This window comes from Collinsella sp. CLA-SR-H006 (genome assembly GCF_040097075.1).
Lineage (GTDB): Bacteria > Actinomycetota > Coriobacteriia > Coriobacteriales > Coriobacteriaceae > Collinsella.
Map to the genome: position 1 here is coordinate 40,732 of NZ_JBBNPD010000013.1, position 24,242 is coordinate 64,973.

The following is a 24,242-nucleotide window of genomic DNA, read 5'->3' on the forward strand; positions in this document are numbered from 1 at the left end:
AACGCACGATTCGCTTTATTGCGCTAAACTGTTTCCTCACTGAGTTGTCGGGGCTTCCGTACACACGGGAGCCCCTTTCCTTATCGGCGGGAGGTCCGCATGAGTCTCTCCGAGCTCTGGTCGCTCTATGGCCAGAACTATATCGACGCGCTGCTAGCAACCTGGGGCATGACGCTTGAGTCGTTTGCCATCGCCATGGTACTGGCCGTCGCCGTCACCGTGATGCGCGTGTCGCCGCTCAAGCCGCTGCGCGTCTTTGGCGACCTGTATGTTCAGGTCTTCCGTAACATCCCCGGCATCGCGTTGCTTATCATCGTCGTCTACGCGCTGCCGCCGCTCAAAGTCGTTCTGCCCTACCGCACCTGCGTTATCGTCGCCACGGTGCTCTTGGGTTCTGCCTTTGGCTCCGAGAACTTTATGAGCGGCATCAACACCGTAGGCGTCGGCCAGGTGGAAGCCGCCCGCTCGCTGGGCATGAGCTTTAACCGTATCCTCGCCAAGATCGTGATTCCGCAGGCACTGCGCTCAAGCGTATTGCCCATGACCAACCTCTTTATCGCCGTCATGCTCACCACCGCGCTCGGCAGTCAGGTGCCGCTTAAACCGCAGGAGCTCACCGGCGTGGTGAGCTACATCAACACGCGCTCGCTCGGCGGCGTCGCCGCGTTCTTTATCTCGGCGCTCGGCTACCTGGGCACGGCCTTTGTGGTGAGCCACATTGGCAACTACATCGATAAGAAGGTGAGGATCCTCCGATGAGCAAGCACTCCTCCCCTGCGCTTACCATGCGCGATGCGCTCTACGAGGCTCCCGGCCCCAAGATGCGCGCCAAGATTCGCATCGGCACCGCCATCTCGCTTGTTGCCGTCGCCGCGCTCGCCGTCCTGGTACTGCAGCGCTTTTATGTGACCGGCCAGCTTTCGGTCCACTATTGGTATTTCTTTACGCACCTCACCACCTGGAAGTTCTTGCTAGCCGGCTTTGAGGGCACCGTTAAAGTCGCACTCACCGCTGGCGCCATCGCGCTGGTGCTGGGCTTAGCCCTTATGCTCGGCCGCACGAGCGATATTAAGCCGCTGCAGCTGGTCTGCCGCGTGCTCACCGATTTCTTCCGCGGTGTGCCGAGCCTTCTGTTCATCTACTTCTTCTTTTTGGTGCTGCCCCAGTACAAGATCGCGCTGCCGTCGTTTTGGATGCTCACGCTTCCCGTCGCGCTCGCTGCAGCCGGCGTACTTGCCGAGATTTTCCGCGCCGGCGTCAACGCCGTGCCGCGCGGCCAGGTCGAGGCCGCCCAGGCGCTTGGTCTCTCCAAGGCTAAAATCACCTTTAAAATCGTGTTGCCGCAGGCCATTCGGTTTATCATTCCGTCGTTGATTTCGCAGCTTGTGGTCGTAGTCAAAGACACTACCGTCGCCTATGTGGTGAGCTACCCCGACCTCATGCAAAACGCCCGCGTACTCATTACCAACTACGACGCCCTCGTGTCGGTCTACCTGGTTATCGCGGTCATCTACATCCTCATCAACGTCGCGATTAACAAGGCCGCTGTCTATGTTTCGCACAAAACCGGCGCGACCATCATCCGCTAACGCTTTACCATTTCGAGTCATAAGGAGCCGAGCACCATGGCACAGAGCACCTCTACCACCGGCAATCAGCCGCTGATCGAGCTCAGACACGTCGATAAGCACTATGGCGACCTACACGTCCTCAACGACATCAATCTCTCGGTCGACCGCGGCGAGGTCGTCGTTGTAATCGGTCCCTCGGGCTCGGGCAAGTCGACCATGTGCCGCACCATCAACCGCCTGGAAACCATCGACTCGGGCGAGATCCTCATCGAGGGTGAGCCCCTGCCGCAGGAAGGCAAGGATCTTGCCCGCATGCGCGCCGAACTGGGCATGGTGTTTCAGCAGTTCAACCTGTTCGCACATATGACCGTACTGCAGAACGTCATGCTGGGGCCGGTCGACGTGTTGGGCGTCTCCAAGGATGAGGCCCGTGAGCGCGCCATGGATCTGCTGAGCCGCGTAGGCGTTGCCGAGCAGGCCGATAAGGTGCCCGCACAGCTCTCGGGCGGCCAGCAGCAGCGCGTGGCCATCGCCCGTTCACTCGCCATGCAGCCCAAGGCCATGCTCTTTGACGAGCCCACAAGCGCCCTCGATCCCGAGATGATCAACGAGGTGCTCGAAGTCATGGTTCGCCTGGCCCAGCAGGGCATGACGATGATCGTCATCACGCACGAGATGAACTTTGCCCGCCGCGTGGCCGACCGCGTCGTGTTTATGGCCGACGGCCAGATCGTGGAAACCGGCACGCCCGACGAGTTCTTCGACCATCCCCAGACCAAGCGCGCCCAGGACTTCCTCAACTCCATCAAGGGTCACTAGCCAGACCGCCCACCCGCCAGCCATGCCCATCCAAACTCGAAAGTTACACCTATGATCGGAACTCGCACTTCATCGTCCTACACCCCGCATGTCGACGTCGCTCCCGCCGACCGTCCGCTCATCCTCGTCGCGCCGCGCTGGGAAGAGGCAGAGCCGTTTTTAACCGAGATGCTCTCCCCCAACGAGGAAATCGCAAGTGTCTTTGTCGATGCCATCCTTGCCGCTGGCGGCCTGCCGCTGCAGATGTCCATCACCGAGGACATTGAGGTCATCCGTCATTACGTCGATATCGCCGACGGCGTCGCCATTCCCGGCGGCCCCGATGTCAATCCCAAACGTTGGGGCGATGATCGACCCTACGACCCCACCCTCTGCTGCGAGATCCGCGATAGCTTTGAGTTTAAGCTGGTCGACGAGGTGCTCCGTGCCAAAAAGCCGCTCTTTACCACCTGCCGCGGCACGCAGCTGCTCAACGTCGCCACCGGCGGCACCCTGTGCATGGACGTGCCGAGCCTGGGCGCTCGCGAGGGCCGCACGCAGTGGCGCCATACCCACGTGCTCAACGATCCCGTGCATCCCGTCGAGGTCGTACCGGGTTCGCTGTTGGAGCGCGCGGTTGGCGGCGCCAAGCTTATCCAGACCAACTCCGCACACCACTGCTGCGTCGATCGTCTGGGTAAAAGCACGCGCTTGGTCGCCAAGGCAACCGACGGCGTTCCCGAGTGCATCGAGGTCGAAGGCCAGCCATTCTGCCTGGGCGTGCAATGGCATCCCGAGTACACGTGGAAGACGCTCGAGACCGACTTTAACCTGTGGAAGTCGTTTGTCGAGGCGGCGGCCAAGGTCAAGCAGGCCCGTTAGCTCGCAAACCACAAAACAGATAAGGGCGCCCCGCCGGCCACATGGTCCGGCGGGGCGCCCTTTTACCTATATGTGGCCGGCACGCAGCCCAAGGCTCGCAAGCTCTTATTCAGCCGCTTCGCGCAGGGCCGACATCGTAGCCGCATATTGCTGCTGCAACGCATGCATTCCCTCGCGAGCGCCGTCAACGGCATCGGCGCCGCGCAGTGCTTCGGTCACCACAACCGCCGGCTCGTACAGATTATCGAATCCCAGGTTCTGGCTCACGCCCTTGAGCGTGTGCGCTGCCATAAACGCACCTTCGGCGTCTCCCGCCGCCATGGCGGCCTCCAGCTTGTCCATGCTCTCGTCATCCAAAAACTTGAGGGCAAAGCGGCTAAGCATCTCCTCGCCCATCAGCCGAGCGCACGCGTCATCATAATTGGCGCCGATCTTCTCATACGCCTCACGCATGGAAATCATGGATTAAAACTCCTTTGGTCAAACTAAATCGTGGGAAACGCGACGACGTCGGCGGGGCGTGCCAACGTCTCGGCAATTTGGTCTTGCACCTCGAGCAGGCAATCGAGCAGCAGCGGGTTAAAGGTGCCGCACTTACCGTCCAGGATCATCTTGATCGCCTCCTTGTGCGGGATAGCGTCCTTGTACACGCGCACGCTCGTCAGCGCATCGTACACGTCGGCCACCGAAACCACCTGTGCGGCAATGGGAATTTCATCGCCCTTAAGGCCATCGGGATAACCCTTGCCGTCCCAGCGCTCGTGATGCCAACGCGCAATCTGGTACGCATATTCCATAAGCGCATTGCCGGCGTGATGGCTACCCAGCTCAAGCAGCATGTTGGCGCCGATCGTGGTATGCGTCTTCATAATCTCGAACTCCTCGGGCGTAAGGCGTCCGGGTTTGTTGAGAATCGCATCGTCAATCGACATCTTGCCGATATCGTGCAGCGCCGAAGCCAGGGCGATCGTGGAGCGTTCCTCATTGTCGAGGGAGATCGTGTCGCTACGCCGGACCAGACAGCCAAGCAGCAGCTCGGTCAGCTTCTCGATATTCGTAACGTGCCTGCCGCTCTCGCCGTTGCGAAGCTCCATGACGCCGGCCATGATGTCGATGAGCATGCGACTGTTCTTGACGCGCTCGTTGTACTGCTGGGACAGCAAGCTCGTCAGGCGGCGCTGCTTGGCGTACAGACGGATAGTGTTGCTTACACGGCGACGCACGACACGGGAGTCAAACGGGCGGTTGATATAGTCCGAGGCGCCCAGCTCGTACGCGCGCAGAACCATATCATCGGAATCTTCGCTCGAAATCATGATGACAGGCAGATTGTCTATACCCGATCGGCGCGACAGACCGGCCAGCACCTCAAAGCCGCTTATGCCCGGCATGACAATATCCAGCAGCACGAGCGACAGTTCATCGCCATAGCGGTCGACCATGTCGAGTGCCGCGCGACCGTTATCAGCCTCGAGGATGCAATACTCATCCTTGAGCATCTCGTTGAGAATGGCTCGGTTCATCTCGGAGTCATCGACAATAAGCACCAAAGGCTTTTCGCTTTGGAAGGCCTCGATGGAATCGGCATCAGTCACGACCGTGCCGGCTTTTGCCTTAGCGCGGCTCAGTAACTGGACAGCACGGCCAACGCCCTCATCGACCGTCTCGCCATGAATGCGAACGCCACCAACACATGCCGTCAAGCTCACGTACTCATGGCCCGGAATAATCGTGGAATGAACGGCTTCGGATACCTGATGCAGGCGACGGGCGAAGTCATCGGAGGGAATATTGGGCATGACGACCACAAACTTGTCGCAGCCATAGCGCACAAGCTCGTCAGTCGAACGAATTCCGCTGCGTATGGCTGTCGCCACAGCACCGAGTGCAAGGTCGCCGGCATGATGGCCGCAGGTATCGTTGAAGACCCTAAAATCATCAAGGTCGATCATCGCAACGCCGGCATTCATGCGGGCGCTACGGAGCTTTTCCTCGTAATATCGGCGATTGCGCACACTCGTCAGCACGTCGGTGTAGACAAGGTCCTCTTCTGTGGCCTCTTGCTCATCAATCGGACGCACCATCAGCAAGACGTGAGGCTCGCCCTCGACCTTTAGAGGGCGCAGACGGGCGCGGTACTCAACACCATCGTTGAGCAGTTGCTCCGACACCTCACCCGAATCTGCCAAGGCCTCAAGACTCGACTGGCGCAGACAAGGGCACCGATTGCCGGCGAGCAGGCAGTTAGGCTCGCTCTTAATCTGATCGGCCGACAGCAAACGCACCACGGGGTAGGTCTTCGCGACGCGGGCGACCTCGGCGGCAGCCTCCTCGTCGGTTAGATTGACCTCGTGATTATTGAGCATATGGGGCCCTTCCTATCGTTACGCACGGCAACGGTGCATATCAATTGGTACAAGGGTAACATCTAACAGCTGAAGGCAAACGCGCGATTATCGTTACATTTTTATGACCTGGCAAACGGCGGTAATGGAGCTGCGAGCGCGCGGTTATGGGCGCATTCGTTAACAATGACGAAACGCTAACAGTCCCTCTCCCCGCAGGTCATCGAGCGTGCTAACGCTCCAAGACATCGCGAACGGCGTTTGCCGCCGTAACGGGGCGATCGCGCAAACCGTTATGCGCGCCCGGGATCGTCACAAGGGGGCAATCGAGATATTCGGCAGCCGCTCGCGTACCAGCCTCGCGGGGCGTATCGACCGAAAGCTCGCCCAAAAACACGGCCGACACCGCCTTTGACGCGCGGGCGCGCTCCCAGTCGGGAGCATATGTCATATTTGTTCCATATTCGTTCGCCATAAAGCAACGACCATTGCGCAGGGCATGTTTGACTTCCGCTTCGGTCGTCCCAGGAGCCTCGGGGTCCAAGTCGCCGAGGGCTCCCAAGAAAAGCCGGAGCGCCCTTGAAACCTTTCCAGCCGCAATCATATCGAGCAAAACCGGAGCTGCGCCCATACCGACGCCTTCGGCCGACACAGCCGGCTCATGCAGAATCGCACGGGCGACGAGATGGGGTTCGGTGCGAAGAAGCTCCAGCGCCACCAACGTACCGGCGCTATGCGCAAGCACATTTGCCGGAGCGCCAACGTGTTCGATCACGGCTTGCAGATCGGCGGCCTGAGCGGCAAGATCATAGCTGCCGTCTGCCGCATCGCTGCTGCCACCGCAGCCGCGGCGGTCGTAGGCAATCACGCGGTAGTTGCGGCTGAGCTCACAAGCGATACCGTCGAAAAATGTGCCGTCGACACAAGCGCCGTGCACGCACACCAAGGCAGGAGCATCAGGCGACACATCCGGGCCGGCATATTCGCGACAGGCAATCGTGGTGCCCGCATCCTCGACCGTAAAATCCATGTTGTGCCCCCATAATCAATGCTCATCCAGTTGCACGTCAGTACGGCTAGATGGGCCCGCATTGTCTTACGCCTTGTTAACAGATTAACTGTACCCGACCCGAGGCTTTTCATGGCACGGCATAATGAGCGACGTGAAAAAACGAAACTTGTAAAGCAAGAGCCCGCGCCTTGCTTTGGAGCCGATGCTATGCTTAGGCACAATTGTCTTGAGGAGCATATGCCTATGTCTACGTTTTTGAATGCCAGCCCCATCTTTGGGCCCGTTCGCAGCCGTCGCCTTGGTCTCTCGCTCGGCGTCAACATGATGCCGGCCAGCGGCAAAATCTGCACGTTCGACTGCATTTACTGCGAAAACGGCCTCAACGCCGAGCGCCCCTGCCATGAGCCGTACAACACAGCCGCCGTGGTACTCGACGCGCTCGAGGCAAAGCTCCGCGAGATGGCAGCCGAGGGCGAGCTCCCCGATGTGATCACCTTCGCAGGCAACGGCGAGCCCACCGCCGCACCGGAGTTTCCGCAGGCCATCGCCGGCGCCGTCGCGCTGCGCGACGAGCTTGCCCCAAACTCCAAAATCGCCGTGCTCTCCAACGGTACGCGCGCCGACTGCCCCGAGGTGCACGATGCGCTCATGATGGTCGACGACAACATTCTTAAGCTCGATACGGTCGATCCGGCATTTATCCAGCTGCTCGACCAGCCTGTTGGCCCCTACGACGTCGAGCACCAGATTGAGACGTTCGCAAGCTTTGACGGTCACGTTATTATCCAGACGATCTTCTTGACCGGTGAGTATCTGGGCAAGCCCATCGACAACACCGGCGAGGAGTACGTTGCCCCCTGGCTCGCGGCGCTTGAGCGTATTCGCCCACAAGAAGCAACCATCTACACGGTAGCGCGCGAGACACCGATCGCCGGCCTTGCCAAAGCGGCGCCCGAGGTGCTCGACAAGATTGCCGCACGCGTGCGCGCCCTCGGCATCCCCTGTCAGGCGAGCTACTAGCGCGCAGCTGCCCTGTGAGTGGGCTATACTAGCTGCGAATGAAAGGAAGTTAGCCATGTATGACAAAGGACCCGTGCCCGGCCGCAACGACGCCTGCTGGTGCGGCAGCGGCAAAAAATATAAGAAATGTCACAGCGCCTTCGACGAGCGCCTCGAGCGCCTGTGGGAGGAGGGCTGGGAGATTCTGCCCCGTACGCTCTACAAGACGCCCGCCGATATCGAGGGCATCAAGCGCTCCGCCGCCATCAACGTGGGCGTGCTCGACTACGTAGGCGAGCACATCGCCGCGGGCATGACCACCAACCAGATTGACCAGATGATCTACGACTACACCGTCGAGCACGGTGGCACGCCGGCCGATCTCAACTACGAGGGCTACCCCAAAAGCGTGTGCACCTCGATCAATGATGTGGTCTGCCACGGTATCCCCTGTGATACGGACGTGCTGCACGAGGGCGACATCATCAACGTCGATTGCTCCACGATCCTGGACGGCTACTTTAGCGACTCGAGCCGCATGTTCTGCATCGGCGAGGTCTCTGTCGAGCGTCAGCGCCTGGTCGACGTCACCCGCGCCAGCGTGGAGGCGGGTCTGGCTGCCGTCAAGCCGTGGCTACCGCTGTCCGTGATGGCCGAGGCCGTGCAAAAGACGGTCGAGGACGCCGGTTTTAGCGTGGTGCGCGAGTACGGCGGACACGGCATCGGTAAGGAGTTCCACGAGGACCCGTTTGTGGGCTTTACCACCGAGGCACCCGATGTGGACACCATCATGGCTCCGGGCATGGTCTTTACCATCGAGCCCATGGTCAATGCCGGAGCGCCCGACATTACGATCAGCAAGGGTGACGGTTGGTGCGTGCGCACCAAGGACGGCAGCGATTCGGCCCAGTGCGAGGTGCAGCTCGTGGTGACCGAGGACGGTTACGAGCTGCTGAGCTGGTAGCCGTGGATGCGCCGGATGCTGACGGGCACGCTCGTCTTGCATCCGGCGATTTTATTTGAACGTTTTGCCTGATAAAACCTGCCAAAAAACCTGTCCCTTTTTGCAGGTCGAGCGGAGAGGACTGCTTGTGAACATCCTGGTTTTGCTGCCCGTCAATGACCGCCATCGCGCAATTCTTGAGTCGAGCGCTCCGGGCGAGGACTTTATCTACACGAGCGCCGACGCCGCCACGCGTGAGCAGGTCGCCGATGCCGACGTGATCCTGGGCAACATCGACCCTGACATGCTCACGGCATGCGAGCATCTCCAGCTGTTGCAATTGCAGACCGCCGGCTATGACGACTACCTTGCCGCCGGCACCGTACCGGCCGACGCCAAACTGTCTTGCTCGGTGGGCGCCTACGGCCAGGCCGTGAGCGAGCACATGTTTGCCATGGTCCTTTCCATGATGAAGCGCCTGCCCGACTATCACGACTTGCAGCGCGAGCATCGCTGGGAGGATTTAGGGCCGGTCACCTCGCTCAAAAACGCCAACGTGCTGGTGCTGGGCGCGGGCGACATCGGTGGCCACTTTGCCACGCTCTGCCGCAGCATGGGCGCGCACGTCCGCGGCATCAAGCGCCATCCGCTCGTCTACCCCATTGTGTTTGAGGACATGGACGGCATGGATGCCCTGTCTGAGCGCCTGACCGAGGCTGACATCGTCGCATCCTTTATGCCCAGCACACCCGAGACCCGCGGCCTGGCGAACGCCGAGTTCTTCGCCGCGATGAAACCGGGCGCTTTCTTTGCCAACGGCGGCCGCGGCGACCTTGTGGTCGCCGACGACTTGGTTGCCGCCCTGGAGTCGGGACATCTCGCCGGCGCCGCGGTCGACGTCACCGACCCCGAACCGTTGCCTGAGACAAGTCCACTGTGGGATGCGCCCAACATGCTCATCACGCCGCATATCTCGGGCTGGTTCCACCTGGCAGCCACGCTCAACAATGTGGTCGACATTGCCGCGGAGAATCTGCGTCACCTGCAGGCAGGCGAGACCCTGCGCTGCTGGATCGAACACTGATTGTTCCGGCGTTTTCCAAACGCCGGAACCCCTCGACGCTGCGAGCCCCATTGGTTCCGCCGTTCTAACGAACGGCGGACCGGCCGACGCTACGAACCCGCCGTTTGGCCAATCTGCCGTTCAATTTCAAAGGCGCGACCAGAAGGTCAGCGCCTTTTCATTTCGCGGCACCTTGACTCAAACGGCGGACTCTCGCTGACTTTTATTCGACCTGTGAGGTCTTCAAATTGTTAGAGCGTTGCTAAGTAATTCTTTGCGTCTTCTACGCTCATTGCGGCGACTGGTGCGTGCGAGCAGAGCTTGACATCGTTGGTGACCAGAAGGTCTGCCTTTGCGCGCATCGCTGCCGCGATGATTAAATCGTCTTCGTAATCGCTATGGAGATTACGCTGCTTGCTCGCCATCCATATGTCACTCAGGTCGCAGGGTACCGGCGTGGCAAGTTGCGACAACACGTCGAGGCAATCCCATGCAAGTGATGTCGCCGCCACGGAGGCATCTTGGGATAGCGAGCCATGCTCGCGCCGATACCACGCCTTATGTTCGCTCGAAATCAAATAGAACAGGTCTTTGGACGATGTCGCCGCATACAGCAAATCAACTTGAGCCGCGCATGCATCACGTAGAAACTCAATCGCCGCTGAACGACCGCGTCGCCGGGGAATGAAGTAATCGAGCCACACGTTGGTGTCAACCAAGATGCGCTTTGGATTCTCATTCACAGAGCCAGCTCATCTCCTCGCCGTAGCGATCCGCGTAGGCGTTCCGTTTGAGTTCTTCATCGCCCGAGGGCTGCACCTTAGCCAAGTCAATTTCCGATTCACGGCAAGCAGCAGCGAACAGTTGCGAACCCCGGTCGATGAGTTCGAACTTGTGCTTGGCGACTTTCTCCCGCTCGCGCTGTTCCGCCCGGGCACGACTGGGCGAAAGGAGGTCCTGGAGCGCGCCGGGCCGATCAGCCAGAGACGCCGCAAGTTGCCAAAGCGCACGCACCGCTTGGCTCGGTGTCATGCCAGCGCTAGAGAGCGCAGCATCACCGCTCCGCTTGAGATCGGCATTGAGACGCACGTTGATCTGAGCTGACGCCGTAGTCATGGTTCCTCCTTATCATCTCCTATGCCAATCATAAAATACAATGGTAGATACGTAAAGCACGTATAGCATTTATTAGCATTAGCCGCACTCTGTGCACAAAAAGCCGCCGAGGTGCACTGCACCTCAGCGGCCACGTACCACCGATCTAGGTCGGTTTCATCCTTTGCATTTGCCCAGATAAAACCTGCCAAAATAAACCTGTCCCTTTTTGGCAGGTTTAGAGCTCCACGCTTTCGGCGCCGTTGATGGTTAGGTTTCGCTCGTAGAAGGCGGTGAGGGCGCGGATGGCGTACATCACGTCGCGCACGCCGCCGGTCTCGTAGCTCGAGTGCATGGCAAGCTGCGGCAGGCCCACGTCCACGGCATGCATGCTCGCCTGCATGTTCGACAGATTGCCCAGCGTAGAACCGCCAGCCATATCGCTCTTGTTGGCGAAGGCCTGCGTGGGCACGTCGGCGTCATCGCAAATGGCTTGGAACACCGCGCGGCTAAAGGCATCGGTGCAATAGTGCTGGTTGGCTGCCTCCTTGATGACGATGCCACCGTTGAGCACCACCTGGTTGCGGGCATCGCACTTCTCGGTGTGGTTGGGGTGCACGGCATGTGCATTGTCGCAGCTCACGAGCATCGAGGCAGCAAGCGCACGGTGGTACGATTCGTCGTCAAAGCCCAGCGAGCCGTTAATGCGGCGCAGTGCATCGGCCAAGAACGTCGACATGGCGCCCTGCTTGGTCTCGGAGCCAACCTCCTCGTTATCAAAGCAGCAAAAGACCGAAACGTCGTGCGCATTCTCGGCACCCAAAAATGCCTGCAGCGAGGTGTAGGCGCAGGCCAGGTCGTCGAGCTTGGGCGTCGAGATAAACTCGTCGGCCCAGCCCCAAATGCGCGCATCCTGGCGGTTGACCAGAAACAGATCGCGGCCCAAAATTTGCTCGGGCTCAACATCCAGCTCGTCGGCGATCAGGGCGTCAAAGTCGCCCTGCTTAAGGTCACCGGCGCTGATGAGCGGACACAGGTCAACGGCTCGGTTGGGAGCAAAGCTCTCGTTAACGCCACGGTTCATGTGGATGGCAAGGCTCGGGATGATGGCGACTTCGCGCTCGGTAGCGAGCAAACGACTCTCGATACGGTCGCCCTCGCGTACCAGCACGCGGCCCGCGAGTGCCAACGGACGGTCGAACCAGGTGTAGTCGATCATGCCGCCGTAGGCCTCGGTGTTCAGGCGCAGCGTCTCGCCCGCGCCGTCGAGCTCGGGCACGGCCTTAACCTTAAACGTCGGCGAGTCGCTGTGCGACGCCGTCAGCTGAAAATGGTAGTCGCCGGCAACGCCGTCCTCGCCCCACGTCGCGGCCAGGTCCTCGCCCACCTTAAAGGCAACAACGCTCGAGGTGTTGCGCTGCGTGTAATAACGCCCGCCCGGCTCGATGTCCCACGCCGCATTCTCGGGCAGGTAGGTAAAGCCTGCCTCGTCGAGCTCGGCCATAATGGTCGCCGCCGTATGGAACATGCTGGGGCATGCCTCGATAAAGTCGATAAGGTCGTTGGCGGCCTCGATATCATCGGCCGTCACATGCGCGCGCTCGGGCGTTTCCTGATCCGTCATGCTCTCCCCTTTCGCTGGGTTGATGGTCCCTTCCAGCATACCCCGCCGCGCCAGCGCCGCACTCTTCATTCCGTGTTTAATCCCGCGCCGCTCGCCAAGTTGAGCCATCATGCCCACGCTCCTTTTGCGACAATTACGCTAACAGGACGAGAGGAGCCGTCATGAAGCCACGTAACATTGCCATCGCCTGCGGTGTCGCGGGAGTCGCCGTCGGCCTTGCCGCTGCCACCGGTATCGTTTATCACAAGCAAATCAAGTCCGCCGCGTCGCTCAAACGCTTGACCGGCTACGCGGATGGCTATGACCTGTACGCAATCGACATCGCCTACGACTACGATCTTGATCGCATCATCGCCGCTGGCGTGCGCGACGACCAGGCCTACATCGATGCCGTGGTGGCGCAGGTGCTGCCCGGTGTGCCGGTACATGTCCAGGCGCCCCAGTTTGCCTGCAGCGCTTTTGTCGCCGTAGATGCCGAAGGCCGCGTGCGCACCGGTCGCAATTACGACTTTAAGGACGACACCTCGGCGCTGCTGGTGCGCAATCACCCACGCGACGGCTATGCCTCCATCGGGTTTGCCGCCCTTAACAACCTGGGCGATAACACTCCGCTTGACTCCGTCGGCGGACGCGCCGCCGCACTCATGGGCCCGTTTGCCCAGCTCGACGGTGTTAACGAATGCGGCGTGTCCATTGCCGTACTCACCCTGGATTCCCAGCCCTGTGACCAGGACACGCAACGCCCCGTCATCAATACCTCGCTCGCCATCCGCCTGGTGCTCGACCGTGCCGCCACCACGCAAGAAGCTGTCGACCTGCTTTCCGCCTACGACATGCACGCCATGGCAGGACGCGATTACCACTTCTTTATCAACGACGCCGCCGGTGACGCGCGCGTAGTAGAGTGGGATCCGCGCGATCCGGACCGTGCTTTCAAAGCGACTCCTGTACGCCAGGTTACGAACTTCTACGCCTGCTATGGCGACGAAGTGCTGCCCAACCAAAAGAATGGCGAGCTGGGCCATGGTAAAGAGCGCGCCGTCGCAATCGCCGATGTCCTTGACGCCCATGTCGGTGCCCAGGACGAAACGATTGTCTGGAAAGCCCTGCGTGCCGCAGCGCAAGAACCCAATCCGGAAGACATCACCAGCAATACGCAATGGTCGGTCGTCTTTGACAATACCGAACCCGCCGCCGCCATTACGCTGCGCCGCCACTGGGGCGACGTCGACGCCTTCGCACTGTAAGGACCCAGGCTCGTCGACCTTACGCTCGCCTGACGTTGCTTACATTTCCATACGCTTGAGCTAACACGTTTACCCCCGTATCAACAGTGTGCGGGGGGTAAACTTATGCGCATGTTATAACTTGCCCGGAAGGATTCATCATGCTCAGGATCGGTCTTCTTACCAGTGGCGGCGACTGCCAGGCGCTCAACGCCACCATGCGCGGCATCGTCAAAACGCTTATGACCAATAGCGAAGAGCCTATCGAGATTTATGGCTTTGAGGACGGCTATCAGGGCCTTATCTACAGCAGGTTCCGCGTCATGACGCCCGCCGATTTTAGCGGCATCCTCACCCGCGGCGGCACCATCCTGGGCACGAGCCGCACACCGTTCAAGCGTCTGGATACCCCCGAGGCCGATGGTGTCGAGAAGGTGCCGGCGATGGTCCACACCTATCATAAGCTGCAGCTCGACTGCCTGTTTATGCTGGGCGGTAACGGCTCCACCAAGACCGCCAACCGCCTGCGCGAAGAGGGCCTCAACGTTATCGCGCTGCCCAAGACCATCGATAACGACACATGGGGCACCGAGCTGACGTTTGGCTTTACGAGCGCCATCGACGTCGCCACCAAGTGCATCGACGACATCCACACCACCGCTTCGAGCCACGGCCGCGTGTTCGTTATCGAGATCATGGGCCACAAGGTTGGCTGGATCCCGCTGTATGCCGGCGTCGCGGGCGGCGCGGATGTCATCTTGATTCCCGAGATCCCCTACGACATGGATAACGTCATCAAGACCATCGAGCATCGCATGGAAACCGGCAGCCGCTTTACGATTGTAGCCGTCGCCGAGGGCGCTATCTCCAAGGAGGACGCGGCGCTGTCCAAGAAGGAGTACAAGAAAAAGCTCGCCGAGCGCACGAGCCCGTCGATCGTCTACGACATCGCCAAGGAGATCGAGGCCAAGACCGGTCGCGAGACCCGCGTCGCCATCCCCGGCCACACGCAGCGCGGCGGTCAGCCCGACGCCCAGGACCGCATCTTTGCGACCCAGTGCGGCGTCGAGGCCGCGCTGGGCTGCCTACGCGGCGAGTTTGGCTACATGATTGCCCTGCGTGACGGCAAGATGTGCCACATGCCGCTCGAGGAGGTCGCTGGCAAGCTCAAGTACGTCGACCCCCAGAGCGATCTAGTGCGCGAGGCCAAGGCGTTGGGCATCAGCTTCGGCGACGAATAGCCTCGGCTGGAACCGCCCCCATCGGAGGCCCCCAGGGCTTACCTCCCAAATCGTCCTCGGACATGTCAGGACCCCGCTGTGCGCTTCGCGCGGCGGGGTCCTTCCGTCCTGCGGAAAGATTTGGGAGGTAAGCCCTGGGGCCTCCTGCGGTAACCGGGGAGGCCGAGGCTATTCGTCTTCTTGCTGCAAGTGCCTGGGGTAGGATGCGGCGTGCATTTTTGGGAGTATTCAGCAGCCGAGGGTGCCTGCATACTGGATTTTGGGCGAGAGACAGGCGCCGCGGGCCGCATTCTGCAAAAAAAATGAGCGGTCCTCGAGGCGCCGGAGCTCAAAGTCAGGCTTTCAATGCGCTTTTGTGCGCCCGCTCCCGCACCCGCGGGCTCCGGGATGCTGAATACTCCGGAATTTGCACGTCGCCCCCTGGGGTACCCGCGGGCAAAAAGCAACCGCCCCGCCGAAATATGCAATCGGCGGGGCGGTTTATGCAAAAATGCGGTTGTGGTACATTACAGCTCGCTACAGCTTGAATCCCAGGCAGGTTACTCGGCGCTTTTGAGGGCGCCGACCATGTCGATCTTGTTGAGGGTACGATTGGTGGCGAGGTTGACGATAAACGTAAAGCCAAAGGAAAGCACCACGGCGAGCACGTAGCTTAGCGGCTCGACCTCAACATCAAAGTACAGCGACGGCATCTGCAAAATGTACGTAAAACTCTCGGCCAGCAAGCCGCCCAGTGGCACGCCCAGCGCGGCGCCAATTGCCGTGAGGATCAACGTCTCCTTGTTGACGTAATGGTGCACCTCGCCACGGCGGAAACCAAGCACCTTGATGGTCGCCAGCTCGCGCTCGCGCTCGGAGATATTCGTGTTGGACAGCGTAAACACCACCACAAACGACAGGCACGCCGCCATAAAGGTCACGAGCACCACGACGGAATTGATAATAGTGAAGTTCGCCTCAAAGTTCTCCCAATGCTCGGCCGTGCTCGAAATCGAAAGCCAGCCGTCACTCTTAAGCTTCTTGCTAAACGCAATCTGGTCGGCCGACGAACCCTTGAGCAGCGCAAAGATGCCATTGAGGCGAACGCTGCGCCCAAACGCGCGCTCATAGGTGCCCTGCGTCATGTAAAGCGTGTTGCCCAGATAGTTGAGCGAAATGTCGCTGACTTTGACCTTGGCTACGTTGAGCGACGAATCCTGGACGTGTGCCGTATCGCCCGGTTGAATCCCCAGCACCAGCTGTGAACTCTTGCTCAGGTACACATCTCCGTCACGCAAAGATAGCGGCTCTTTGGACTCATCCTCGAGACGCACGTAGTCGTCCAGGTCGTTCGTGCGGTCATCGGGCACCACGATCAGCTGCACGGTCTCGCTCTTGCCGCCAAATGTAAAGGTGACGTTGTCGGTCATAATCGACAGCGTCGAAGACACGGTCACGTCGGAATCCTTGGCTGCGCTTCGCTCGTCGAGCGCCGCGCACGTCTGTGAAAAATCGTCGGGATTGGCAACCGCCAGCAGGTCATAGCGCGTGATATGCCCGTACTGCTTGGGCGAAAGCGCGACCGACGTATCACGAATGCCCATGCCGCAAATCACAAGCGCCGTGCAGCCGGCGATGCCAAAGATGGTCATAAAGGCGCGCTTTTTATAGCGGAATAGGTTGCGTGCAGCGACCTTGTTCAAAAAGCCCATGCGGCGCCAGATAAAGCCGATGCGCTCGAGCAAGATGCGTGAGCCAGCGCGCGGGGCCTTGGGACGCATAAGCGAGGCCGGGGTCTCGGCCATCTCGTGGCGGCAGGCGATAATCGTGGCGCCCACCACGCCCACGGCAAACAGCGCCACCGACACGAGCGACGACACGATATCGTACGAAAGCAGCATCTGGGGCAGTGAGTACATGTCGTCAAACACCGTAAACAGGAACAGCGGCAGGCCCACGAATCCGATGATGTTGCCAAGCACGCCGCCGATCAGACAAGCCCACAGCGCGTAGTCCACGTATTTGGACAGGATGCGCCCGCGCGAATAACCGAGTGCCTTATACAGACCAATGAGCGTGCGCTCCTCCTCAACCATACGCGTGGCAGTGGTAAGGCTGATGAGCACGGCGACGATAAAGAAGATAAACGGGAACACGGTGGCGATGGCCTCGATCGAAGAACTGTCGCTCTCGACGCTCGAGTAGCTTGCGATATTGCCGCGATCCTGGATGTACCAGGTGCATTCGCCCAGGTCAGAGAGCTCGGCACGGGCATCGGCAAACTGTTGGTCGGCGGCGGCGCGGCGCTGGTCCAACTCGGCCTGAGCCTGGACGCGCTCCTCACTGCCCTCGGCCATACGATCGATGTTGCCCTGTTCAATCCCAAAGAGCATATTCGCCTGACGCTCGGCCGCATCCAAGCTTGCCGGCGTGTCGACCGTCAGCTCCTGAGCACGCGCTTTCTCGCGCTCGTCGCGAATCTCTTCGATATTGCCCTTGACCTCGTTGATCTTTGTCGTGTAGGCATCGGAATAGGAGTTGAGGCTCTTGGCTCCCTCGACGATCACGTGGACCGCGGAGTAGGAAGAAGATGTCGCGGCGTCCTCGTTCACATAGAACTTATAATCCGCAGCCGAAGCAGCGCGAAAGGCGTTGACTGTCGAGTCGGAGCTCACGTCGGTGGGATCGAGGACCTCGGCCGTAATGGTGTAATCGCCCGCGGCAAACTGGTCCTTGGCGCTTTGGTTCGACGAGCTCGCGTCATTGGCAGCAAAACTCACCGTATCGCCGAGCTTTTTGCCCGAAGCCTTCAGGAACTTCGAAGTCACCGCGACCTCATCGGCACTCTCGGGCAAATCGCCGTTCACCAGCACCGGCTGATCGATGTTCTCCTTGGAAAGGCTCTGCACGACCACGCGCTCGCGCGTTGTGCCCACGGCGGTGTAGGCGGTCTCGGTGTAGATACCCTCAGCCGTCTCGACGCCGTCGACCTCTTGGATAGCCGCAAGATCGTCGCGTGTAAGGCCATAGGTCGACTGCACGTTAATGTCATAGACATTCTGCTGGTCAAAATACGCGTCGACCGAATCGCACAGATCCTCGCAGCCCGCCTTAAGGCCGCACATCACACTCACGCCGAGAGCGGTGATAACCACGATGGACAAAAAGCGCTTAAGACTGCCCCGAATCGTGCGGTAGATGCCACGGCGAAAAACCGTCGGCACCATATCGTTTGAGCTTTGGGCAGTGCGGTAGGTCGTAAAATCCTGCTCGCGCTCCGTGTTCCGCGCGTCGCGGCGTTGGCTGTTTTGGCGGTCCTGATCCATGGGCGCTACCACTCGATCGTCTCGATAGGCACGGGATTTTGCTGGACCGTCTCGCTCTCCACGCGACCGCTCTTAAAGCGAATCAGGCGATCGGCCATGGGCGCGAGCGCGGAGTTGTGCGTGATGATGATGACCGTAATGCCCTGCTTGCGGCAGGTATCCTGCAGCAGCTGCAAGATCTGCTTGCCGGTTTTATAGTCGAGCGCGCCCGTGGGCTCGTCGCACAGAAGCAGCTTGGGGTTCTTTGCCAGTGCGCGGGCGATGGACACGCGCTGCTGCTCGCCGCCCGAAAGCTGTGCCGGAAAGTTGCCCAGGCGCTCGCCCAGGCCAACCTGACGAAGCGTCTGTTCGGCATCGAGCGAATCGGGGCAAATCTGAGCTGCGAGCTCAACGTTTTCGAGGGCCGTCAGGTTGGGAACCAGATTGTAGAACTGGAAGACAAAACCGACATCGGCGCGGCGGTATTCCACGAGCTGCGCCTCGTTAGCGGAGCTCACATCGCGCCCGTCCACCGTCACGGTGCCGGAGGTCGCCGTATCCATGCCGCCCAGAATGTTGAGCGCCGTGGTCTTGCCGGCACCCGAGGCACCCAGGATAATGGCGAGCTCGCCGCGCTCGACCGTAAAGCTCGCGCCGTCGAGCGCGTGGATGCGGGCATCGCCCTCGCCGTATGCTTTGATGACGTCTTTAAATTCGATATAGGCCATCGATCGGTTCCCATCTGGTCGGATAACTCTTTAGTATTACCCATTTCGCACCGACCAAAAAGGGACAGGTTCATTTTGGCAGGTTTTATATGGGGAAACGGGGAGCGCAGACGGGCGCCGGGAAGGCAGAGACATCATCGACGGGGTCTGGCCGACCGCCAAACACAACGCACGCATCTCAATCTGTCAGCCAAATCATTCGAACAGCTGTTCGTTTCTATGATATGATTCCGTTATCTAAGCAGGCCAATACGCAGAAAGGCGGCCAACATGGCGTTCGACTTTAAGAAGGAATGCAAGGAGCTCTACAAACCTGCAAGCAAGCCGAGTATCGTAACTGTCCCGCCTATGAGCTACGTTGCCGTTCGCGGAAAGGGCGACCCAAATACCGAAGGTGGCGAGTATCAAAACGCTCTGCCGCTACTTTACGGAATCGCCTATACCGTCAAGATGTCGAAGAAAGGCTCAAGGAGTATCGAGGGTTATTTCGACTTTGTGGTACCTCCGCTCGAGGGTTTCTGGTGGCAAGACTCCCCGAGCGGCGACATCGACTATGTACGCAAGGACGATTTCAACTTTATCTCGTGCATCCGCCTACCCGATTTCGTCACCCGAGATGACTTTGACTGGGCAGTCGTGGAAGCCACGAACAAAAAGAAACTGGACTTTTCTGCCGTCGAGCTGCTTAAAGTTGACGAGGGCCTCTGCGTTCAATGCATGCACACCGGGCCCTACGACAACGAACCGGCGACCGTAGACGCTATGCATGAATACACGACCGAGCAGGGCTATGTCCCCGACTTCTCAGATACCCGTTTACATCACGAAATCTATCTTTCCGATCCACGCAAGTGTGCGCCGGAGAAACTTAAGACTGTGGTTCGTCATCCTATCAAGCGCGCTGAATAGCGTGGAGCGTCATTTCACGCGCTGGGTTTTAAGCCAGCCAACCAGCCGCCTCCTAGGCCGTCCGGTAATTATCTTGACGCGGCCCGTCGCATCTTATAAGTTTGTTTTGCTAAAGCTGGAAAGCCTCTCAACGATGCGCAACTCCAGCTCTTTTTATATCAAGAGGCTTAATGAAATACCAGAAGTCGCGGATATCCATCAACGAACAAATAGCACTATTGACAGAAAACAAGGGTCTTAAGTGCTCTGATCAAAGCGAACTCGAGCGAGCTTTGGTCGAAGCCAACCACTACAGACTGTCGGCCTACTGGTTTCCCTACAAAACCAAATGCAAGTCCGGGATTACCATCTTTCGCGAAGGCACAACATTCGAAACCATCATCTACACGTATGAATTTGACCGAGCCCTCCGGCAGTTAATGTTTGATGCGGTCGGCAGTGCGGTCGGCAGAATTGAGATCTACCTCAGAAGCAGAATTGCCTATCTTGCCTCTGAGGAACGCGGGCCTTTCTGTTACCCAGATGTCGCCATAACGAGGCTCAACTCGGCATGCCCGTCGAGCTCTGCGCCGCACTGGGCTACGCAGCCGCCTTTGGCAGCGCCACCAATACACTGCTCGCACCCATCCCTATTGGCTGCGAAGTCTTCGGCTTTGGTAACTTGCCGATGTTCATTATTGTCTGCGTTGTGACTTACCTGTTCAACATGGATAAGTCCATCTACGCCCTGCAGGAGCGGGCGTAGATCGATGTCCAGGCAGGTGGTCTCAGCCGGAAACGGCGTCCCACTCTGAGGCTGTATTCCGGGACACGGTTTCCGCTTGGAACGCCATTCGGAAAGCGCATCCCGCTTTAAAACGGAATTCCGGGACGTAGTTTCCGTCTGAGCCTCCATTCGGAAAGCATGTCCCGTTCTTTCACGGCGTCTTGGCTATGCAAAGTGTTCGAGCGTTACTCCTCGTACGCGCCCTCAAGCCGAAGCAGCCACTCCTTGCGGTCAAGCCCGCCGGCATACCCGTTAAGCGAACCATCGGCGGCAACCACACGATGGCACGGCACAATAATCGAAACAGGGTTGCGAGCGACCGCGGCCCCCACGGCACGGGGAGACACAACGGGTGTCTCATTTCCCGGCACACGATGTCGAGCCGCAACACGCTGGGCGATCTCGCCATACGTAGCGACCTCGCCACGCGGAATAGAAAGCAGCTCGTACCAAACTTCACGCTGAAACGCCGTGCCAATCAAATGCAACGGCGGCGTAAACCGAGGTTCCTGCCCTGCAAAATAAGCATTCAGCCAAGCCCAAGAACGATCAAGCACCGAAGACGCTGCACCATTTGCCGGACTCACCGACGACATGCCGCCAGCACCAGAAACTGCATCGGCGCCTTCAACATGTTCGGGATCTTCTTTGAGAAGCGTGGAGCCAAAGTGCTCCTGCCCCTCAAACCAAAGCCCCGTCAAACCGCGGCCATCAGCGGCAAGCAAGATTTCGCCCAAAGGCGAAGCAAACGTCGTCGTGACCACCAGCGGCTCCTTTCAAAACTCCGCAACATAATACCGCGAATTGTGCAGACAACCCCAATCGACCCCAAAGTCACCTCAGGCAGCAGGCGCGACAGCGCCGCAGCTGCCGGCCGTGCTCCGCGGCCCCCAAAGGCGGCAGGCACAAAGCGCCGAGGCCGCCGCCGGGATCAGGGCCCGCAACGGCCACGTGCCCCATCAGCCCAGCGGCCCCAACCAACAACGACCCCATCGCAGGCCGCTCGCAGCCGCGTCACCGCAGGCGGGGGCCGGGCTTAGTTTTCAGAACACTCCGCAGACCAGTGTGGCGCCTTGTCCGCGGCTCCGAAGGAGCAGGACAAGGTGCCACACATGGTCGAGGACGTTCTGAAAACTAAGTCCGGCCCCCGCCGGACAGGCCACACTACTCGCAGAGCAGCTTAGCGATCTGGACGGCGTTGGTTGCCGCGCCCTTACGGATTTGGTCGCCGCAGCACCAGAAGGTGATGCCACGCGCGGCCTCGGGGTTCGAGATGTCGCGGCGTACGCGACCGACCCAAATCAGGTCCTGGTCGGAGGTGTCCATCGGCATGGGGAAGCGGTCGTGCGCATCCTCGGCGCTCATGTCGTCAACTAGCTTGACACCCGGAGCGGCAGCCAGCGCGGCACGGGCCTCTTCCACCGTGATGTCGCGCTCGAACTCAAGCGTGATGCTCTCGGAGTGCGAGCGCAGCACGGGCACGCGCACACAGGTGCAGTTCACGCGCAGCTCGGGCAGATGCATGATCTTGCGGCCCTCGTTTTGCAACTTCATCTCCTCGGAGGTAAAGCCCTCCTCCTTGACGCCGCCAATCTGCGGAATCAGGTTGCTCGCGAGCTGGGCGGCAAACGCGCGCGGCTCGGGAATCTCCTCGCCACGGCCCAGGGCGGCCAGCTGAGCCTCGAGCTCGGCCATACCGGGGGCGCCAGCACCCGAAGCCGCCTGGTACGTCGAGACGATCATGCGCTTCACGCCAGCGAGCTGATGCAGCGGCCACGTGGGAACCAGGCCGATAATGGTCGCGCAGTTGGGGTTGGCGATAAGGCCGTGATGCCACTTGATGTCGTCGGCATTGATCTCGGGCACAACCAGCGGCACCTCGGGATCCATGCGGAAGGCATGGCTGTTGTCGACCACGACGGCGCCGCGCTTGACGGCCTCGGGCAGTAGCTCCTTCGCGATGTCGTCGCCGGCAGCTCCAAGCACAATGTCACAGCCCTCAAAGGCCTCGGGACAAGCCTCTTCGATCACGATCTGCTCGCCACGGAACTCGACGGTCTTGCCCGCAGAACGCGCGCTCGCCAGCAGCTTGAGCTTGCCAACCGGGAACTCCTGCTCGTTGAGGCACTCGAGCATCTGGGTGCCCACGGCTCCCGTCGCGCCCAAAATAGCAACCGTGTACTGTTTCATGCTTCCCCCTTTAAAGGTTGTGGCTTTTGCCCGCACGCCAAGCAGGCCGATTATTGTTGCCAGTGTATACAAGAACGGGGCGGGCACGAAACCCGCCCCGTCGAAACGAAACCGAAACGAAACGCCCCGCCATAGATTTTTGAGGCAAGTCCAAAAATCTACTGGGATAGCAGCTACTTGTGGAGCGCGACCAGAGCGGGATCGACCGGCGCGGGAGCCTCCAGATCGGAGACCTTCACAATGCCGTTCTCGTCGGAGAAGGCACGGTAGATGGTCTGAATCGCCAGGTCAAAGTCCTTCTCCTCGACACCGATAATGATGTTGATCTCGTCGCAGCTCTGCGAAATCATACGCACGCTCACGCCGGCCTGGCCAAGCATGCCAAACAGGTGGCCAGAGATGCCGGCACGACCGCGCAGGTTACGACCGACGGTCGCGATAAGCGCCAGGCCCTCGACAACCTCGATCTCGAGCGGCTCGACCTCCTGCTGAATGTCGCCCACGAGCGAGTACAGTGAATCGTGAACGTCTTGCTCCTGCACCACGGCGCCAAAGCGGTCGACACCGGTGGGCATGTGCTCGACGGAAACGTCATAGCGCTCGAAGACCGAAAGCGCGCGGCGCATAAAACCGACACGGGGTTTGGTGCGGTCGCGGGCAACGTTGATGGCGACAAAACCGCGCTTGCCGGTCACACCGGTAATGATGGGCTCCGCCTCGCCCTCATCAGCCGTCTCGCTAATGATGGTGCCGGGGTCCTGCGGCGCATTGGTGTTCTTGATGACCAACGGAATGCCTGCCTCGCGCACGGGGAACACGGCCTCCTCGTGCAGGACACTTGCGCCCATGTACGAAAGCTCGCGCAGCTCCTCGTAGGTAACGCGCGCAATGGGCTGAGCCTCGGGAACAATACGCGGATCGGCAGAATAGAAGCCCGAGACGTCAGTCCAGTTCTCGTAAAGGTCGGCGCCCAGGCACTTAGCCAAGATCGAGCCCGAGATATCGCCGCCGCCACGATCGAGCAGCTTGATCTGGCCCTCACGCGTCGCGCCGTAGAAACCGGGCATAACAAAGCCGCCCTGCTGACCGTACTCCTGCACCAGCTCGGAGGTACGGTTCATGCTGAGCGTACCGTCGTGATGGAACGCCACAACCGTCGCGGCATCCAGGAACGGCAGGCCCAGGTACTCGGCCATCAGGCGAGCGGTGAAGTACTCGCCGCGGCTCACAAGCTCCTCGGTGGAGTAGCCGCCCGAGCGGGCGCGCTCGGCAAAGGCCGCAAACTCCTCGCGGATGGGATAGGTGAGCTCCAGCTCGTCAGCGATATCAAAATAGCGCTGGCCAATGTCCTCGAGTAGCTCCTCGCACGACACGTGATACTTAACGTGCGCGTTAACCAGGTAGAGCAGGTCGGTCACCTTGGTGTCGCCCTTAAAGCGGCGGCCGCAGGCGGAAACCACCACAAAACGGCGGGCAGGGTCGGCGTCGACGATGGCCTTGATCTTTTTGAAGTGTTCGGCGTCGGCGACCGACGAGCCGCCAAACTTGGCAATCTTAATCATGGGC

General features: G+C 59.9%; 22 protein-coding genes. 11 read left to right on the forward strand and 11 right to left on the reverse strand.

Annotated elements, in window-relative coordinates; translation table 11 throughout:
• The first annotated feature begins 99 nt into the window (after positions 1–99).
• Genes AAA069_RS08015 through AAA069_RS08030 form a run of 4 tightly spaced genes read left to right on the forward strand, consistent with a single transcriptional unit; the run spans position 100 to position 3,251 of the window.
• Entirely contained in the window at positions 100–759 is a 660-nt protein-coding gene (locus tag AAA069_RS08015; protein WP_006234894.1) for an amino acid ABC transporter permease, read from the forward strand.
• Positions 756–1,589 carry an amino acid ABC transporter permease gene (locus AAA069_RS08020; RefSeq protein ID WP_006234893.1) on the forward strand — a complete coding sequence of 278 codons (834 nt, stop codon included), beginning with the start codon at positions 756–758 and terminating at the stop codon, positions 1,587–1,589. The genes AAA069_RS08015 and AAA069_RS08020 overlap by 4 nt, the downstream gene beginning before the upstream one ends.
• 36 nt (positions 1,590–1,625) lie before the next feature.
• Complete coding sequence (locus tag AAA069_RS08025) at positions 1,626–2,390, forward strand: amino acid ABC transporter ATP-binding protein (RefSeq protein ID WP_349128049.1); 765 nt, start codon at positions 1,626–1,628, stop codon at positions 2,388–2,390.
• 51 nt (positions 2,391–2,441) lie between these two features.
• Positions 2,442–3,251: a gamma-glutamyl-gamma-aminobutyrate hydrolase family protein gene (locus AAA069_RS08030; RefSeq protein ID WP_349128050.1), complete on the forward strand. Its 810-nt coding sequence runs from the start codon at positions 2,442–2,444 to the stop codon at positions 3,249–3,251.
• 105 nt (positions 3,252–3,356) lie between these two features.
• Here AAA069_RS08030 and AAA069_RS08035 read toward each other — a convergent pair whose 3' ends face one another.
• From AAA069_RS08035 to AAA069_RS08045, 3 genes are all read right to left on the reverse strand, one after another.
• On the reverse strand, positions 3,357–3,713 hold the full coding sequence (locus tag AAA069_RS08035) for an Hpt domain-containing protein (protein ID WP_199412370.1): 357 nt from the start codon (positions 3,711–3,713) through the stop codon (positions 3,357–3,359).
• Between the two features lie 23 nt (positions 3,714–3,736).
• Positions 3,737–5,617 carry an HD domain-containing phosphohydrolase gene (locus AAA069_RS08040; protein ID WP_349128051.1) on the reverse strand — a complete coding sequence of 627 codons (1,881 nt, stop codon included), beginning with the start codon at positions 5,615–5,617 and terminating at the stop codon, positions 3,737–3,739.
• Between the two features lie 211 nt (positions 5,618–5,828).
• Positions 5,829–6,626, reverse strand: a complete 798-nt coding sequence (locus AAA069_RS08045) for an alpha/beta hydrolase (protein WP_349128052.1) — start codon at positions 6,624–6,626, stop codon at positions 5,829–5,831.
• 225 nt (positions 6,627–6,851) lie between these two features.
• Here AAA069_RS08045 and AAA069_RS08050 point away from each other — a divergent pair, with 225 nt between their 5' ends.
• The 3 genes from AAA069_RS08050 to AAA069_RS08060 all read left to right on the forward strand — a co-directional run bounded on the left by AAA069_RS08050 (position 6,852) and on the right by AAA069_RS08060 (position 9,634).
• The gene (locus tag AAA069_RS08050; RefSeq protein ID WP_349128053.1) at positions 6,852–7,628 is read left to right on the forward strand and encodes a radical SAM protein; all 777 of its coding nucleotides are present in this window, start codon (positions 6,852–6,854) and stop codon (positions 7,626–7,628) included.
• A 55-nt stretch (positions 7,629–7,683) separates the two neighbouring features.
• On the forward strand, positions 7,684–8,571 hold the full coding sequence (map, locus tag AAA069_RS08055; RefSeq protein ID WP_349128054.1) for a type I methionyl aminopeptidase: 888 nt from the start codon (positions 7,684–7,686) through the stop codon (positions 8,569–8,571).
• A 127-nt stretch (positions 8,572–8,698) separates the two neighbouring features.
• Entirely contained in the window at positions 8,699–9,634 is a 936-nt protein-coding gene (locus tag AAA069_RS08060; RefSeq protein ID WP_349128055.1) for a D-2-hydroxyacid dehydrogenase, read from the forward strand.
• Positions 9,635–9,864: 230 nt separating this feature from the next.
• On the opposite strand, the gene AAA069_RS08065 is transcribed toward AAA069_RS08060, so the two are convergent.
• From AAA069_RS08065 to AAA069_RS08075, 3 genes are all read right to left on the reverse strand, one after another.
• Complete coding sequence (locus AAA069_RS08065; protein ID WP_271756704.1) at positions 9,865–10,356, reverse strand: PIN domain-containing protein; 492 nt, start codon at positions 10,354–10,356, stop codon at positions 9,865–9,867.
• A complete protein-coding gene (locus tag AAA069_RS08070; protein WP_161115069.1) occupies positions 10,349–10,729 on the reverse strand; it encodes a hypothetical protein in 381 nt (126 codons plus the stop codon). The genes AAA069_RS08065 and AAA069_RS08070 overlap by 8 nt, the downstream gene beginning before the upstream one ends.
• Positions 10,730–10,946: 217 nt before the next feature.
• Positions 10,947–12,332, reverse strand: a complete 1,386-nt coding sequence (locus tag AAA069_RS08075; protein WP_349128056.1) for a M18 family aminopeptidase — start codon at positions 12,330–12,332, stop codon at positions 10,947–10,949.
• Positions 12,333–12,493: 161 nt separating this feature from the next.
• Between AAA069_RS08075 and AAA069_RS08080 the strand changes: the two genes are divergently transcribed.
• Positions 12,494–13,579 carry a carcinine hydrolase/isopenicillin-N N-acyltransferase family protein gene (locus tag AAA069_RS08080; RefSeq protein ID WP_195624970.1) on the forward strand — a complete coding sequence of 362 codons (1,086 nt, stop codon included), beginning with the start codon at positions 12,494–12,496 and terminating at the stop codon, positions 13,577–13,579.
• Between the two features lie 140 nt (positions 13,580–13,719).
• Positions 13,720–14,799: an ATP-dependent 6-phosphofructokinase gene (locus AAA069_RS08085; protein ID WP_089572334.1), complete on the forward strand. Its 1,080-nt coding sequence runs from the start codon at positions 13,720–13,722 to the stop codon at positions 14,797–14,799.
• A gap of 539 nt (positions 14,800–15,338) precedes the next feature.
• Here the strand turns inward: AAA069_RS08085 and AAA069_RS08090 are convergent.
• Together AAA069_RS08090 and AAA069_RS08095 are read right to left on the reverse strand one after the other, a co-directional pair.
• Positions 15,339–18,104: an ABC transporter permease gene (locus tag AAA069_RS08090; RefSeq protein ID WP_349128057.1), complete on the reverse strand. Its 2,766-nt coding sequence runs from the start codon at positions 18,102–18,104 to the stop codon at positions 15,339–15,341.
• 5 nt (positions 18,105–18,109) lie between these two features.
• Complete coding sequence (locus tag AAA069_RS08095) at positions 18,110–18,811, reverse strand: ABC transporter ATP-binding protein (RefSeq protein WP_118206577.1); 702 nt, start codon at positions 18,809–18,811, stop codon at positions 18,110–18,112.
• 270 nt (positions 18,812–19,081) lie between these two features.
• On the opposite strand from AAA069_RS08095, the gene AAA069_RS08100 reads away from it, so the two are divergent.
• The gene (locus tag AAA069_RS08100) at positions 19,082–19,720 is read left to right on the forward strand and encodes a GyrI-like domain-containing protein (protein ID WP_271759290.1); all 639 of its coding nucleotides are present in this window, start codon (positions 19,082–19,084) and stop codon (positions 19,718–19,720) included.
• A 550-nt stretch (positions 19,721–20,270) separates the two neighbouring features.
• Positions 20,271–20,465: a hypothetical protein gene (locus AAA069_RS08105; protein WP_349128058.1), complete on the forward strand. Its 195-nt coding sequence runs from the start codon at positions 20,271–20,273 to the stop codon at positions 20,463–20,465.
• Between the two features lie 206 nt (positions 20,466–20,671).
• On the opposite strand, the gene AAA069_RS08110 is transcribed toward AAA069_RS08105, so the two are convergent.
• From AAA069_RS08110 to AAA069_RS08120, 3 genes are all read right to left on the reverse strand, one after another.
• Positions 20,672–21,250, reverse strand: a complete 579-nt coding sequence (locus AAA069_RS08110; RefSeq protein WP_349128059.1) for a methylated-DNA--[protein]-cysteine S-methyltransferase — start codon at positions 21,248–21,250, stop codon at positions 20,672–20,674.
• A gap of 400 nt (positions 21,251–21,650) precedes the next feature.
• Entirely contained in the window at positions 21,651–22,676 is a 1,026-nt protein-coding gene (locus AAA069_RS08115; protein WP_117640200.1) for an aspartate-semialdehyde dehydrogenase, read from the reverse strand.
• Positions 22,677–22,849: 173 nt separating this feature from the next.
• Positions 22,850–24,238, reverse strand: coding sequence for an aspartate kinase (locus AAA069_RS08120; RefSeq protein ID WP_117766542.1), 1,389 nt, complete (start codon positions 24,236–24,238; stop codon positions 22,850–22,852).
• Between the last annotated feature and the right edge of the window lie 4 nt (positions 24,239–24,242).